This is a genomic window from Pedobacter kyonggii (assembly GCF_004310665.1).
GTDB lineage: Bacteria > Bacteroidota > Bacteroidia > Sphingobacteriales > Sphingobacteriaceae > Pedobacter > Pedobacter kyonggii.
On record NZ_SIXF01000003.1, the window covers coordinates 67,750 to 82,659 of the forward strand.

The following is a 14,910-nucleotide window of genomic DNA, read 5'->3' on the forward strand; positions in this document are numbered from 1 at the left end:
ATATAACAAATCTATCTGGCAAAAGTTAGGCGTTTTCCGATCTGATCGGTCGTGAATTTGCCATTTTGATAAGCCAGATTTCCTGATACAAAAGTGTGGGTAATACTTGCCTGGAAGGTATCGCCATCGAACGGACTCCAACCACATTTATAGAAATTGTTAAGTTTGGTTACTGTCCAGGAATCTTTCAGGTCTACCAACACTAAGTCTGCCCAATACCCTTCACGAATGAAACCGCGTTTTTCGATATCGAAACAGATGGCCAGGTTGTGTGCTGTTTTTTCTGCAATTTTCTCTAAAGAGATTTTACCCTGTAAATGCATTTCTAGTAATGCTGGTAAGGCATGTTGTACCAATGGACCACCAGATGGGGCTTGAGCGTAAGGCTGCTGCTTTTCTGCCAATGTGTGTGGCGCGTGGTCTGTTGCAATTACATCAATATAATCTTCAAGAATACCTTTAAGCACACCTTTTTGATCATCTTCGGTTTTTACCGCAGGGTTCCATTTAATGAAATTTCCTTTTGAAGCGTAATCTTTATCATTAAACCAAAGGTGGTGTACACAAGCCTCAGCCGTAATTTTTTTATCCTTTAGCGCGGTAATATTATCAAATAGTGTTATTTCTTTTGCTGTAGAAATATGTAAGATATGCAACCGGGTTTGATAAGTTTTAGCCAGTTCGACCGCCAATGATGATGATTTATAACAGGCCTCTGCGCTGCGGATCAAAGGATGCATATCAATGGTCAGGTCTTCACCGTATTCCGCCTTAAACTTGGCTAAGTTTTCGCGGATAGTTGCTTCATCCTCACAGTGGGTAGCCACTAATATAGGTGCCTTACTAAAAATGTTTTCTAAGGTTTTTTCGTTATCCACCAGCATATTCCCGGTTGATGAACCCATAAAAACCTTTATTCCGCAAACGTTTTTAGGATCGGTTTTTAAAACCTCGTCAATATTGTCGTTACTGGCCCCCATATAAAATGAATAATTCGCTAACGAAGTCTGGGAAGCAATTTCGTATTTATCAGCTAATAAATCCTGTGTTAAAGTATTGGGTACGGTATTGGGCATTTCCATGAAGGAGGTAATCCCTCCAGCTACTGCAGCCATGCTTTCGGTAAAAATATCAGCTTTATGGGTTAAACCTGGCTCGCGGAAATGTACCTGATCGTCAATCATTCCTGGTAAAAGGTATTGCCCTTCTGCGTTAATTTCTTGTGCATCAGGTGCAGATAGATTTTGACCGATTTTGGCTATCAATCCATCTTTTATCAATACATCGGCAACAATTTTTTGTCCTTCATTTACAATTGTAGCAGCTTTTATCAGGTAAGTATTCATGGTTTCAAAGGTAGTAATTTAGTGTTAAGTAGCGAGTATCAAGTATCAAGATTTTGATGCTGTGGGTAGGGGGAACTGAGTTTTATGTTGCTGTTTTGTGTAAAATAAACCCGACAGTAGCGTGCACGAAGTAAAGCGAATGGCGGGACTTTCGTAAATGAAGAATTACTGAAATTGCTTTGCCTTAAATTCTCAAGAGGGGACTTTGAATTGAAATGGGATTCAAAACCTTCTGCCTTACACCTTCAAACCCTCAACCTTAATCACTATCTTTGTGCGCTATGGCAAAATCGTTCGAAGAATTTAAGTTAAACAGGCAAATTTTAAATGCAGTTGCCGATGCAGGTTACACCGTTGCCACGCCGATTCAGGAAAAAGCAATTGCACCAGTATTATCTGGACAGGATATTTTTGGTATTGCCGAAACTGGTACAGGAAAAACCGCTGCTTTTGTTTTGCCGATTTTAATGCAATTGAAATATGCTCAGGGCGATAATCCAAGGGCTTTGATTTTATCACCAACACGTGAACTGGCAATGCAGATTGCCGAGCAGGTAAAGTTATTTTCTACTTATACGGATTTACGTTCATTAGTGATTTTTGGTGGAATCGGTCCGAAAACGCAGAAAGAGCAGATTGCTAAAGGGGTTGATATTCTGATTGCTACACCCGGAAGGTTCCTGGATTTATATTTGGCTGGTGATATCAACACACAGAGCCTAAAATTTTTGGTACTGGATGAAGCGGATAAAATGATGGATATGGGCTTTATTGGCTCTATACATCGGATTTTGGAAATCGTTCCGCGTAAACGCCAAAATTTATTGTTTTCGGCAACCATGAGCGACCTGGTACAGAAAATTGCCGGTGATTTCTTGAATAATCCACTTGTGATTGAGGCATCTGCGCAAGCAACGCCTGCTGCAAATGTAACGCAGACTTTGTATTACGTTCCGAATTTCAAAACGAAAATTAACCTATTGCAACATTTGTTGAAAAATGATGAGGCTTTTAACCGCCTGATCATTTTCTGTAAAACAAAAACCGTTGCCGATAATATTTACAGTTTTATTGAGCGCAGATATGGTGCTGAGAATGTTCGTGTGATCCACGCCAATAAAGGACAAAACACCAGAATTAACTCCATAAATAGTTTTAAAGAAGGTAATATCAGGGTTCTGGTGGCTACAGATGTGGCAAGTAGGGGTATTGATGTGAGTGATGTAAGTCATGTGATCAATTTCGATGTGCCTATCATTATAGAAGATTACGTACACCGCATTGGCCGTACCGGTAGGGCTTTTGCCAAAGGTGATGCGATTACCTTTGCAACGGATGCCGAAAAATATTATATCCGCAAGATCGAAAAATTGATCCGCCAGTACATTCCTGTTGCTGAAATTCCTGAAGGCGTTTTCATTGATGAAACGCCATATGAGGAACGTCAACATATTGCAAAGGAAATCGATATGCAGAAACGCAAGGAAGATCCTGATTTTAAAGGAGCTTTCCACGAGAAAAAACATGCTGCTGCGATTGAGAAAAAGGTAAGAGAAAAAGCCAAAGCAAAGGCTGGCAAACAGGTAAAGAGTTTTAAAAAAGGTAAAAAATTCGATAAGAAAAAGTAATGAACCCGACACAATTAAAATAATTATTAATTTTCTAAATAATTATTTCAATTGTCAAAGGCTCCATCTGACAATTGAAAACAAATAATAAACACAGATGAACTTTAGGATAACGCCTTTAAATATCGTTAGCGCCATTGGTTTGGGATTAGTGACCGTAAATTTGGTTTCAGAGAAAAGCACAGCACCACGCCATGTGGATATGAGCGGCTTTTATCTCCTGATTTTAGGTTGCCTTATCCTTGTAACCTTTATTACAGATATGATTTTCCGCTTCACTTTAAAAGATATTAAGCGCATTTGGGTGGTAGAGTTGATATTTATTGTTATTGCTGCAGTATTGATGTTGATATTGCAAAAGCTAGCGTAATTAAACCGTAAAAATATCCCGCCAAATGTTAATCAGTGTAATCTACTAATCTGTGTAATCAAATTAATTAAGCATCTTTGCATCCGGAAAAATTAGTCGATAAATTTATGTAGTCTCTTTATCGGTGTAATCAATATTAAAAATGAAAAAAGCAGAAATAAAAATAACCGTTGAGTTAGATGAAGGTAATAACCCAGATAACATACTTTGGGAGAGTACAGATGCTGGAAACGCTGATAAAGTGCCTGCAAAGGCGATGTTTTTATCGGTTTGGGACCATAATTATAAAAACACTTTAAAGATAGATCTTTGGACAAAAGATATGCCTGTTGATGAGATGAAACGTTTCTTCTACGAAACTTTGCAAACCATGGGCGATAGCTTTTTAAAAGCCACAAACGAAACGTTGATTGTTGAAGATTTACGCGATTACTGTGCCCACTTTGCAGATAAGATGGGGATTATTGAGGGGCAATAGAGGTTGGTTCATTAGTCATTAGTCATTAGTCATTAGTCATTAGTCATTAGTCATTAGTCATTAGTCATTAGTCATTAGTCATTAAAAAATGCCAGACAAGTTAGCTAAAAACCATTAACTCCCGTTACAAACAATTAAGCAATTAGTGAAATCGTTAAAATCAGTTTAATCATCTTATACTATGTTAGTATTAAATAAATTCAGGGCGTGGTTAGGCATTATGTTATGCGTTATAGCAGGTTTCTGCCCAATGTTAAAAGTGCCCATTAAAGGTAATTGGAATCTGTATCAATCAGATGCGCGTTTGTTTTTGATCACTTATGCCATTATTGCCATTTCGGTGTTGTTTCTGTTTATCAGAAAAGTTGGTATCTTTAAGTTTATGAGCTTTGTAATGGCTATTTGGTATGTTTTAGCTGTAGTTGCTGTTTATTTTACTGCAAATAATTATACTAAATATGGCTTCGCCAATAAACTTATCGGTAAAGTTGTTCATTTCCAGTGGGGCTGGATTGTACTTTTGGTGGGTGTTTTATTTATGCTTTTTAGTGTAAAACGTGGTGAAAAAATTACCGCTTAAGCCTTTTTTGTATAACTACGAGCTTAGCTGGTTTTAAAAATGCTAATCTGCGATAAAATAATCGTTGGTATCATCTTCCAGGGGAATATAGATTCTTTCCCATTCATTGCCTTCTATAACTTGCCAGGTGTGCCCTTCTCCGGCCGTATCATTGGCAATGAGTATAATCCCAGGCTCGATAATAAAAGTTTCGCCATTGCTTACTGTAAACCGAAGTTTACCCTTAAGCGTAATTACGTATTGACGTCGTGGGGCAGGGTGGGGGATTTTCTCTAAAGAGGATACATCGGTTTGTGCGAAAAAATAATTCGCATTAATATGCTGGCGGATAGGGATTGTACCCGTTTCAAAAGCGCATTTGTTATCTTCAATATTAATTAAACGGATGGCTTTTATATAATTTTTAGTTGTTTCGGCTTGGTCTGTATTCATCTGCAAAATAAAGTATGGTTTTAAAATTTTAATTCAGCTTGTCCTTTTTGGGAAACTTCACGTTCGTGTTGTAGTAGCCATTGCTTACGCCATAAACCACCTGCATAGCCCACCAGTTTGCCATTACTGCCAATTACCCTATGACATGGTACTACAATGGCAATATTGTTTTTTCCATTTGCTGTGGCAATAGCCCGTATCGCTAATGGATTGTGCGCAGAAAATTTGGCATATGAAGTGGTTTCGCCAAAAGGTATGGTCAGTAAATTCTTCCAAACCTTCTGCTGAAATTCAGTCCCTTTTTGCTTCAAGGGGAAATCGAAATCCTTTAAATCGCCTTTAAAATAATCATTTAACTGATTGCCTACCTTTACTGTAAGTGCGTTTTCTGATAATCCTGTAATATCCTTTTCAGCAAAAGTAATTACATGTACAAATTCGTCATCAGCTAAGATGGTTATTGTGCCAACAGGCGATGCTATAACTGATGCGTAGTTCATATCATAATTACTTTAACCACAGATTCTCACAGATGAACACAGATTATTGTGGACATTTTTTTTGTGTTCCGCGCCTAATTTAGACTTTTAGAACATTTGTGCTGCTACGAAAAAATGCCATCTGTGTTTATCCTCTTCATCTGTGGTTCAAAACTTTTTCTGCCACCTAACTTTAAACAAAATTACAACAATACAACAATTTAAGCATGCAATATTTACCAATAAAAGTATCTTTGCGGTTATGCAATTGGCCAAAGAGGTTAAATATTTAATTCACAAGGAAGTATTGTTAGAGTGGCGCTCCAAATATACCATTAACGGTGTATTGCTCTATGTGGTTTCTACCATTTTTACTTGTTACCTCTCTTTTGTTAGCCTGGGCGATAAATTAACATGGAATGCCTTGTTTTGGATCATCATGCTTTTTGCCTCAATTAATGGCGTATCGAAAAGTTTTTTGCAAGAAACCAAAGGACAGCAGTTATACAGTTACGTCTTGGCAAGTCCAGCTGCGGTTTTAATTTCTAAAACGGTTTACAATACGCTCCTCATGTTGGTGCTTACTACAATTGCTTTAGGTTTTTATACGCTGGTTTTCGATTCTTTTACCCCACCCGATTTAGTGATGTATTACGTAGCTGTGGTATTGGGTAGCATCAGTTTTTCTACTGTATTTACAATGGTTTCGGCAATCGCAAGCAAAGCGGGAAATGGTGGAATGTTGATGGCTATTTTAAGTTTTCCAATTATTATTCCGGTGTTGATCTTGTTAATTAAACTGGCCAAAAATGCTGTAGACGGCTTGCCGTGGGAGAATAGTTACGATGAAATAGCGATGTTACTGGTGGTGAATGTGCTGATGGTGGCAACGTCTTTATTGTTATTTCCTTACCTTTGGAGGGATTAAATGAATAATAGAAATATAGAATGAGTGATTGATTGAATGGGCAATGTGCAAATATTCAATCATTCAAAATTAAATATGTATGAATAAAACTTGGTGGAAAATTTTAGGTTCGGTTTTGGTAATTTATACTGCAATAGCAGGTTTATTACTTGGAGTACCTCGTTTACCGATATTAAATGAAACAATCAGAAATCTCTATTTCCATGTTCCGATGTGGTTTGCCATGATTGTGCTCTTTTCGATCTCTGTTTTTTACAGTGTAAAGTCATTAAGCAGCAAAAGTGAAATTGATGATATTAAAGCCGTAGAAAGTGTAAACGCTGGAATAGTTTTTGGCCTTTTAGGTTTAGTAACAGGTGCTATCTGGGCTAAATATACCTGGGGACAGTTTTGGAGTTTCGATCCGAAACAAAATTTTGCCGCCATTTCTGTTCTGTTATACTTTGCTTATCTCATTCTCCGCAACGCGATTGATGAAGAACAAAAAAGGGCCAAGATTTCGGCCATTTACAATATTTTCGCTTTCCCAATGATGGTGGTATTGCTTTTTGTTTTACCCCGCTTAAAAGATTCATTGCACCCAGGCAATGGTGGTAACCCGGGTTTTAACAGTTACGATTTAGATAGCCGAATGCGTATGGTATTTTATCCAGCATGTTTGGGCTGGATATTAATTGGTTACTGGGTTTATACCATCCGTTTCAGAATACGTAATATAGAAAACAAACAACAACATAACTAAAATGAAGAAGATATTTTTTTTCCTGATATTAATGATGGCCACCATGCAGTTATTTGCGCAGGATAATGGCGTAGAAATGGCTGATAGCCTTCGTAGCAATGGAAAGATATATGTTGTGGTAATATGTATCGTAATTATTCTTGTAGGTTTGTTGGCCTACCTGTTCTCAATCGATAAAAGATTAAAGAAAATAGAAAAAGAAAACCAACCTGATAAATAATAGATTAAATATAAATGCTGGTTAAAACTATATTTGGTTTTAATGGTTGGTAAATAGGTGTATTTTAAGACTAAATTCATTGGTTTTTGGTGTTTATCTTATTGTAAAAGAGGTTTTTGTTAATTTTAAAAGCCCTAATTAAAAATACAGCGCAGTAGCCACATAAAATACCTACATCACAGTATTGTTTCTTGATTATTTATTGATCAAGTTTGATTAGTTATAAATTAAATCAACGGGACGATTTAGGTTAACTTAAGAAGGTGATCAACACAATTGGTCACTTTTTTTATGTCCTGTTTTTTATAGGTATTTGCAATATTCGTAATATTGATCTGTTTTTTAGCTTCTATTTGTTGAGTGTTGCAACAAAAGGTTGTTTTGAATATTTTTTTTATAATTTTTTTTAGATCAAAATAACCTGTAGAAATCCTGTAAAAATAGTTGTTTTTATGGTGTAGGCTGACTAAGATATCTGCGTTTAAATGTGTTTGGGTAAAGTTTTTAGACAGTTTTCTCTAATGGGTATAAAAGCTGATTTTAGGCTAAAATAGAATGGTGTTTGCTTTACACTAAGTCTTTTTGCATTTGGATATGTGCAGTTTTTTTAGGCAATTTTGCACCGAAAACTTATTCAATATAAAAAATAAATAATGGCTAATCTAGCAGACGAGAACAAGTTCTTTGCAGATGTTTGTAAGAACTTTGACAGTGCGGCTCAATTCACCAATCATCCAGAAGGTTTATTGAACCAGATTAAAACATGTAATAGTGTGTATCGTTTCCAGTTCCCAATCCGCCGCGGAAACGGTTTTGAAGTAATTGATGCTTGGCGTGTAGAACACTCTCACCACATGAGCCCTACCAAGGGTGGTATCCGTTACAGTGAAATGGTAAACGAAGATGAGGTTATGGCACTTGCGGCCTTAATGACTTACAAGTGTGCCATTGTTAACGTTCCATTTGGTGGCGCAAAAGGAGGGATTAAAATTAACACTAAACAATACAGTGTTGCCGAGTTAGAAACCATCACCCGCCGTTATACTACAGAATTAATTAAGAAAAACTTTATTGGCCCTGGTATCGATGTTCCTGCTCCTGACTATGGATCTGGCGAACGCGAAATGAGCTGGATTGCCGATACTTATATGACCATGAATCCTGGTCAGTTAGATGCTTTAGGCTGTGTAACTGGTAAACCAATTGCTTTACATGGTATCCGTGGCCGTAAAGAAGCTACAGGACGTGGTGTTGCTTATGCCGTGCGCGAATGTGTAGAAGTGGCAGAAGATATGGCTAAAATAGGTTTTAAGGCTGGTTTAGGAGATAAAAGAGTAATTGTTCAAGGTTTAGGTAATGTGGGCTACCATTCGGCTAAATTCTTGGCAGAATTTGGTGCTACCATTGTAGGTTTATGTGAATTTGAAGGTGCTATTTACAATCCTAATGGATTAAATGTGGATGAGGTTTTTGCACACCGTAAAAATACTGGTTCAATTTTAGGGTTCCCTGGTGCTAAAGACTTTAAAAATTCGATGGAAGGTTTAGAGCAGGATTGCGATATCATTGTTCCCGCTGCTCTAGAAAACCAGTTCACCGAGCTTAATATCCGTAATATTAAGGCGAAAATTATTGCCGAAGGTGCAAATGGTCCAACAACGCCAGAAGCTGAAACAATTTTTACCGAAATGGGTGGTATCATCATTCCTGATATGTATTGCAATGCGGGTGGTGTTACGGTTTCTTATTTTGAATGGTTGAAAAACCTTTCTCACGTGGCTTTCGGTCGTATGGAGAACCGTTATGCAGCTAACTCAAATGCAAATCTGATCAATACTTTAGAAAACCTTACAGGCAAAACCATCCTTCCTGAGCATCGTTTAATGATTGTTAAAGGCGCATCTGAAATGGAATTGGTAAACTCTGGTTTAGAAGATACCATGATCCATTCTTACCACGAAATCCGTGAAACATTAATGAACAAACCAGCAACTCAAACATTGAGAACAGCTGCTTTTGTAAATTCAATCGATAAAATTGCAGTTTCTTATATGAACCTGGGCGTTTGGCCATAATCAACTAATCGTCATTGCGAATCCCGATCCTTTATCGGGATGTGGCAATCTTATTATGAAGCCTTGCAGGATTAAAACTGCAGGGCTTTTTTTGCGCCCAGGTCATCATTGCGAGGTACGAAGCAATCTTACTACGATAGCAAGTCCGAATCCATGTTTGGTGATGTATCAGGCGAAAGGGTCACCATTTTTAACGAAAATTGTTTTGGAAATGAGAGGTTTGTGTTTCATGGGGATGGTTTAGCCCTGCTGTACCTCCTGCCAATTGAAGGAATTGGCATCCGTCCCATCAGGTTTAGATACAAGGGTTTGTGCACCATGCAACCCTAAAAATGAAACACTTTCTTAGCTGCTTAGCCCCGGTTGGAGTGTTACCCTGCAGCAACGAGGCACGAGGAAGCGAAGCGTAAAAACGCAAAACGGGATGAAACTTTTTGTTTTGTACAAGCGGTGCGCTCCAAATAATAAATATATTTTTAGCTTTAGAAATGAAGCGCTACATTTTCATTGGACTGGCTTGGCCCTGCTGTACCTCCTGCCGATGAAGGATCGGCATCCGTCCCATCAGGTTTAGGTACAATGGACAGTTAATCTGCATAAATCACCTTGAATCTGCGGGAAATACTTTACTTGTTTACCGGAATATCAACAGAAAAATTAAAATTTAGTGAACTATTGAAACCATTTTTAAATGTTTTTAAAAGTTGGATCACGGCGTTGGCATCCTCGTTTAAAAATAAAAGTTCCGATTCAAGTTTGATTTTGTCTTTTCCTATGCTTTTTGCTTTGATCTCTAATTGACTAAAAGTACCCAGTTTATCTGCAATTAATGGCATTGGTGTTTGTTTAATCAACTTTTTAACATCTACTTTAAAATAAAAGAAATCGTCAGATGACGACCTTTTTAAATCGGGTTTAGCATTTTGTATAGTGCTCAATTGAATATTACCACTATTGCCTTTAAAATAAACCTGGTACAATGGAATCATCGAGCTGCTGATCTTTCCGGTAGATTGATCCAATGCGCCTAATGATTGTAGGTAATCGCTTACTTCCCGGTCATTGGCAGTCAGATTCATGGTAATAGAAGGAATCCTCCGGTCCTGAAGTACTTTTTTTTCAACCCTTTCAAAATCATCATTATATTCATAACCTACAACAGTATCTACCTGTGTAATGGTGTTTGTCCATTCAAAATCTACATAATCTTTGTAAAATCTGAAAAAGCTATCTTTTGAAAGGAGAGAAGGGGGGGCGGTCTGATTTTTCTTAGGTAATTCTGATTTAAACTTTGCGTTTAGCCACATGCCTATTGTGCTTTCCGGGTTCAAAATTCGGTGCTGTGGTTTAGCTGCTGGCACGATCATTTGGTTTATGAACTCATTGCAGAAATTGATTTTTCCATCAGTAAAATTAATTCTGCTAAAGTTCTCGGTATTTTGAAACGAAACATGATCAGAAAGGTTTACAAGTTGTTTAAATAGGCTCTCACCAACTTTAATGATGTTTCTGCGGTTCAATATTTCTACCAGCGTAGTTTTTACTTGTTCTTTTTGTTGCGTATAAGCAAAAGCGACAGTTGTTTTATTAAATAGGATAAGGAAAGTCGAATCTTTGGATTGAAAGAAATTACTATCCTTTTTAATCAACGACAAAGCAGAATTTTTTTGAAGAAAACGGTTAAATGCTAGCGTATCTGCTATTTCGAAGCTCGAAAAAAAAGTAGTTTTTGCTTTTCCGTTTAAACTATATAGGTAAATGTTTGCCGGGATTTTCAATCCGGTGTTTAAATTGTCTACCTTTTCCTTAATCCCTTTTTTATCTGCTCCCGAATATTGACTTGGATGTTTTACATAACTAACCGCAATGGTTTTGTATAGTTCATCAACATTTATTTTAAGCAATGCATTGGTAGAAACCGGGATGGATACATTATTAGCCTGAATTTGTCTGTATTTGAAAAAGCCGAAATAACAAATAAGCAGCAATAAAACTATTGCTGCTGTTATTTTTAAAAATTTCTTCATAGAATATGGTTAACTGTTTAAATCGGTAATCGGTTAACTGCCAACTGATAATTGCCAACTAAACTACTTCGCTGCATTTTCAATTAAAGAGAACAGATATTTCAATGCATTTTCATGTCCGTTCGGAATTTCTGCGCTAATATCTGCTGAAACCAATCTACCCTTAATCGCGTTCGATTTCATGTATACATTGCCCATTTTTTCTAAAGTACTGTTAAATTTCCTAGCGGTTTCTTCACCACCAATTTCAGAATCTGGTACTTTGCCCACCAGGTTTTTGGCATTAAATAAAAAGCTGAAATTGTTTTTGTTCAATAGTTGTTTGTGCAGTTTACTTAATTTGTTACTGTTGTATTGATTGTTGCTAATACCCTGCATTTCAGTTAACGAATTACCAAAAAATACAATACCATCTTTAATCATAAAATAAATATCAATCGGGCTTTTCTTTTCCAATATTTTATAAATGTTGTGCTCAACAGATACATAATTTTTGTTTACACCGTATTTAATCAGTTTGTTGATCAATCTGTGATCTTCAGAAGAAAACATGAAAAGGAAATCGGGTAGCGTTTCTTTTTTGGTTTTAACTACCTCTTTCTGATTGTAATCATCATCATATTCGTAAGTGGTATAAGTAACATCTTTTGTGTTTAATCCATTAATTACAAATAACGCATCGCCTTTAATTACCTTGCTTACTGCTTCTTCATCCAGCAAAAGAGAAAGCAATTCGGCGCCAAGATCAATTTCTTCATCCATTCTAGCGCCCAAGAAAGAACCATAGGTCTGTTTCATTAATTTAGGGAATTCTTCCAGATAAGCTTTGGTATCAATGGAATAGCTCATAAAACCGAGGGCTTTTTCGCTGTTTACATATTTCAGAAACTTTTTGTTTAACTTTCTGTCCATGATTTTTTTATAAGCATCTGCTTGTTCCTGCGCCAATTCCAAGCCAGTAGAGATGCGGAAACTTTTGTCATCCATAAAAAGTTTTGCATTTAAACTGCCATAACCTTTCATTAGCCCTGCTTTACCATAAGCACCAAATTCTGGAGAAATCGCATTATAAACATCTTGAAGACTCGACACCCAAAGTTCTGCAATGGCTTTGTTATCTAAACTCGCTGTGTATGATTTATTGGTTTCGATAGACTCGTAACTGCCATTGAAAATCTGATCTGCCTGGGCAGTCATCCAGGTAAAAGCCAATCTTTTTTTCTTTGCATCTTGTTCCAAACGCTCTTGTTGGTAGGTATCATATTGCTCATCAACAATACCATGAACAGGAGTCATGGCGTTCGCAGTATCGACATATGCATCATCAACGGCTACCACCGCATCATCATCATGTTGGTACTGCGGTTTTAGAGGGATTTTTTTCTTTAATGCTTTTTTCTTTTTGCTGATAGTTTTTTTAGCACTCTTTTTTATGGCTGGCTTTTTCTGAACCTTCAGTTTTACAACAGGAGGGGCAGGTACTTCTTCAACCATTTCTTCTATTGTAGCAACAGAATCTACAACTACGGCAGCGCTATCAACAGCTATTGCATCGTCATTTTGGAACCTGATGTCCTTAATTCCGTAACGGGCAGATTTAGCAGAATCGGCAAAAAAAGAACTGTTGATGCTTCCTGTTACAAAGTACATCATGTTATTGTTCCACTTAATAATACTCGTACTATCGGGCAAAATCATAGTGCGAACGTCGCCTTCCTTTTTAAATTTATTCTCTTTGTTATTAATTAAACTTTCGAACTTAGTCGCATCTTTTATCGGGATCAGAAAGCAGTTATAGGTAATACTATCGCTTAGCTGATTAAAATAATACATGTTTTTCTCCAGGTTGATGCCGAAATCTTCTATGCTGGTAAAGCTTTTATCAAGTGATTTTGAAGTTTCGGTCAATAATTTCTTGCCTACAAAAGATTCGTTAAAATCTTTTACAAACATCAATTTAAATACGTTATCACCTTTAATGGTGGCAACTGTGAAGGCATTTGCAGGTATTTTCTTAATTAGATCCTGTGCCTCGGCCAGATTAAACGATAAGAAAAGAGCGATTGCAATTAGAATTTTTTTCATTAGATATTATTTGGTTTTTAGCGGTTATGAAGCTATCATGAGCTTGTTCATCTCGGTTTGTGAAAGGTATGCTCCTGATGGTTTCATTGGATATAATTTGTTTTCAGTGGAGATGAAACGATCGCAGATTAGGCGTGGGTTTTATTTTATTTAGATAGTTGTATAGAATTAGATACGTTAATTTTTCCGTTAATTAAATCCATGATACTACTTTTTAACATCACGGCTTTTTTAGATTTCGATACATTTGATGCCGGATTGGTGCTACTTGTTACAAGCGATTCGAAACGATAGATGCTGGTGTAAGTTGCGCCGTTAAAAACTGCCTTATCTTTTGCTTTTAATTTATTGAATTCTGTTTTAGCGGTACCTATTGCCTGATATTTTCGGCTAAAGGTTTTGGTGGCCTTGTTATATGTATACGAGGAGGTGTTAGTGGCCTTAATTTTTTGCTGGGCAAGAATGTTTTTGGTAATGTTATTGATATTTGAAACATCTTTAAAAGAAAAACTAATGGCTGCGATGTAATTATTAAAATCACTTGTACTTTTTACATTAGAAATCCCTTCCGATTTTTTTAAATAGGCCACTGCCTCATTTAATTCCTGTTGAATTTTTTGCTTACTGGGTACTTTATAGCCTTGTACGCTATCCAAAAGCATTACCGAAGCTACCTTGGTTTTACTCTGGCTCAGGTTTATGGTAAGTACCACATCGCCGGTTCCATCGTTTTTCATAGCAATTTCTTCAATTACCTCAAAACAAGAACTTAAAATGGGTATCAAAACGATAAATAACAAAAGTTTATAAAACTGTTTCAAGTTCATATTTAATCCGGTTTATGTTTTACTGTGGGATGTAAAAAAGGAATGATTATCTGAAAGGCCAAACTTAATAATTTCAGCCCGAACTTTTAAGCGATTTAATATATTACTTAAGATCAGTTATAAATAGGGGCTTCAAAAAAAATATTTCCCTTCAAAAATCAGGTAATTGTCAATATAAAGACAAGAAAAATGTAAAAGAATGCTGGCTAAGCCGATTTTTCTATCTTTGTTGCCAGCTTTTACAACAAGTATAACCATGAAGAAAAGTGCAATCATTGGATTAATTACCATCGCAATTTCCGTAGGAATTTTATTTAGCTTAAACGCAAATACTGACACCTACTCTAATTTCAAACAGGCAGCCCTTTCTGAGAAAGAAGAGCATGTTATGGGTTACTGGGTAAAATCGATGGGTACTTACTACGATGCCGTAAAAGATGCTAACCATTTTTCATTCCACATGAAAGATGAAAAGGGTGAAGTGAGAGAGGTAATTTACGCAGGTACCAAACCGCAGGATTTTGAAAAATCAGAAAAATTAGTGCTTATCGGTAAAATGGAAAGGGACAAATTCTACGCATCTAAAATTTTAATGAAATGCCCATCTAAATATAATGATAACCTTGTTGAAATTAATAAAGACGGTAAGGTTGATACGGTAGGTAAGTACGGCGAGAAAAAATATAACTAATT

Annotated in this window: 15 protein-coding genes; 9 read left to right on the top strand and 6 right to left on the bottom strand. The window is 36.6% G+C overall.

Annotated features, from left to right (window positions below; all coding sequences use genetic code 11):
• Positions 1 to 11 precede the first annotated feature (11 nt).
• A complete protein-coding gene (locus EYS08_RS04635) occupies positions 12 to 1,346 on the bottom strand; it encodes a dihydroorotase (RefSeq protein ID WP_131028688.1) in 1,335 nt (444 codons plus the stop codon).
• A gap of 281 nt (positions 1,347 to 1,627) precedes the next feature.
• Between EYS08_RS04635 and EYS08_RS04640 the strand changes: the two genes are divergently transcribed.
• From EYS08_RS04640 to EYS08_RS04655, 4 genes are all read left to right on the top strand, one after another.
• Positions 1,628 to 2,974, top strand: coding sequence for a DEAD/DEAH box helicase (locus tag EYS08_RS04640; RefSeq protein WP_131028689.1), 1,347 nt, complete (start codon positions 1,628 to 1,630; stop codon positions 2,972 to 2,974).
• A gap of 97 nt (positions 2,975 to 3,071) precedes the next feature.
• Positions 3,072 to 3,344 (top strand): hypothetical protein, encoded by a 273-nt coding sequence (locus tag EYS08_RS04645; protein WP_131028690.1) that lies wholly within the window; start codon positions 3,072 to 3,074, stop codon positions 3,342 to 3,344.
• Between the two features lie 142 nt (positions 3,345 to 3,486).
• Complete coding sequence (gene gldC, locus EYS08_RS04650) at positions 3,487 to 3,822, top strand: gliding motility protein GldC (RefSeq protein ID WP_057932380.1); 336 nt, start codon at positions 3,487 to 3,489, stop codon at positions 3,820 to 3,822.
• A gap of 181 nt (positions 3,823 to 4,003) precedes the next feature.
• Positions 4,004 to 4,402 carry a hypothetical protein gene (locus EYS08_RS04655; protein ID WP_131028691.1) on the top strand — a complete coding sequence of 133 codons (399 nt, stop codon included), beginning with the start codon at positions 4,004 to 4,006 and terminating at the stop codon, positions 4,400 to 4,402.
• A 42-nt stretch (positions 4,403 to 4,444) separates the two neighbouring features.
• On the opposite strand, the gene EYS08_RS04660 is transcribed toward EYS08_RS04655, so the two are convergent.
• Together EYS08_RS04660 and EYS08_RS04665 are read right to left on the bottom strand one after the other, a co-directional pair.
• Positions 4,445 to 4,834: a cupin domain-containing protein gene (locus EYS08_RS04660; protein ID WP_131028692.1), complete on the bottom strand. Its 390-nt coding sequence runs from the start codon at positions 4,832 to 4,834 to the stop codon at positions 4,445 to 4,447.
• Positions 4,835 to 4,854: 20 nt separating this feature from the next.
• Positions 4,855 to 5,334: a methylated-DNA--[protein]-cysteine S-methyltransferase gene (locus EYS08_RS04665; protein ID WP_131028693.1), complete on the bottom strand. Its 480-nt coding sequence runs from the start codon at positions 5,332 to 5,334 to the stop codon at positions 4,855 to 4,857.
• A gap of 241 nt (positions 5,335 to 5,575) precedes the next feature.
• Here EYS08_RS04665 and EYS08_RS04670 point away from each other — a divergent pair, with 241 nt between their 5' ends.
• From EYS08_RS04670 to EYS08_RS04685, 4 genes are all read left to right on the top strand, one after another.
• Positions 5,576 to 6,241 (top strand): heme exporter protein CcmB, encoded by a 666-nt coding sequence (locus EYS08_RS04670; RefSeq protein WP_131028694.1) that lies wholly within the window; start codon positions 5,576 to 5,578, stop codon positions 6,239 to 6,241.
• A gap of 79 nt (positions 6,242 to 6,320) precedes the next feature.
• Positions 6,321 to 6,983: a cytochrome c biogenesis protein CcsA gene (gene ccsA / locus EYS08_RS04675; RefSeq protein ID WP_131028695.1), complete on the top strand. Its 663-nt coding sequence runs from the start codon at positions 6,321 to 6,323 to the stop codon at positions 6,981 to 6,983.
• A 1-nt stretch (position 6,984) separates the two neighbouring features.
• Positions 6,985 to 7,203: a CcmD family protein gene (locus tag EYS08_RS04680; protein ID WP_165456375.1), complete on the top strand. Its 219-nt coding sequence runs from the start codon at positions 6,985 to 6,987 to the stop codon at positions 7,201 to 7,203.
• 653 nt (positions 7,204 to 7,856) lie between these two features.
• Entirely contained in the window at positions 7,857 to 9,278 is a 1,422-nt protein-coding gene (locus EYS08_RS04685) for a Glu/Leu/Phe/Val family dehydrogenase (RefSeq protein ID WP_057932370.1), read from the top strand.
• 626 nt (positions 9,279 to 9,904) lie between these two features.
• Here the strand turns inward: EYS08_RS04685 and EYS08_RS04690 are convergent.
• The 3 genes from EYS08_RS04690 to EYS08_RS04700 form a co-directional block, all read right to left on the bottom strand.
• On the bottom strand, positions 9,905 to 11,305 hold the full coding sequence (locus tag EYS08_RS04690; protein WP_131028696.1) for a hypothetical protein: 1,401 nt from the start codon (positions 11,303 to 11,305) through the stop codon (positions 9,905 to 9,907).
• A gap of 63 nt (positions 11,306 to 11,368) precedes the next feature.
• On the bottom strand, positions 11,369 to 13,390 hold the full coding sequence (locus EYS08_RS04695) for a hypothetical protein (RefSeq protein WP_131028697.1): 2,022 nt from the start codon (positions 13,388 to 13,390) through the stop codon (positions 11,369 to 11,371).
• A 146-nt stretch (positions 13,391 to 13,536) separates the two neighbouring features.
• Positions 13,537 to 14,217, bottom strand: coding sequence for a hypothetical protein (locus EYS08_RS04700; RefSeq protein WP_131028698.1), 681 nt, complete (start codon positions 14,215 to 14,217; stop codon positions 13,537 to 13,539).
• 256 nt (positions 14,218 to 14,473) lie between these two features.
• On the opposite strand from EYS08_RS04700, the gene EYS08_RS04705 reads away from it, so the two are divergent.
• Positions 14,474 to 14,908 (top strand): cytochrome c maturation protein CcmE domain-containing protein, encoded by a 435-nt coding sequence (locus EYS08_RS04705; RefSeq protein WP_131028699.1) that lies wholly within the window; start codon positions 14,474 to 14,476, stop codon positions 14,906 to 14,908.
• Positions 14,909 to 14,910: the final 2 nt, after the last annotated feature.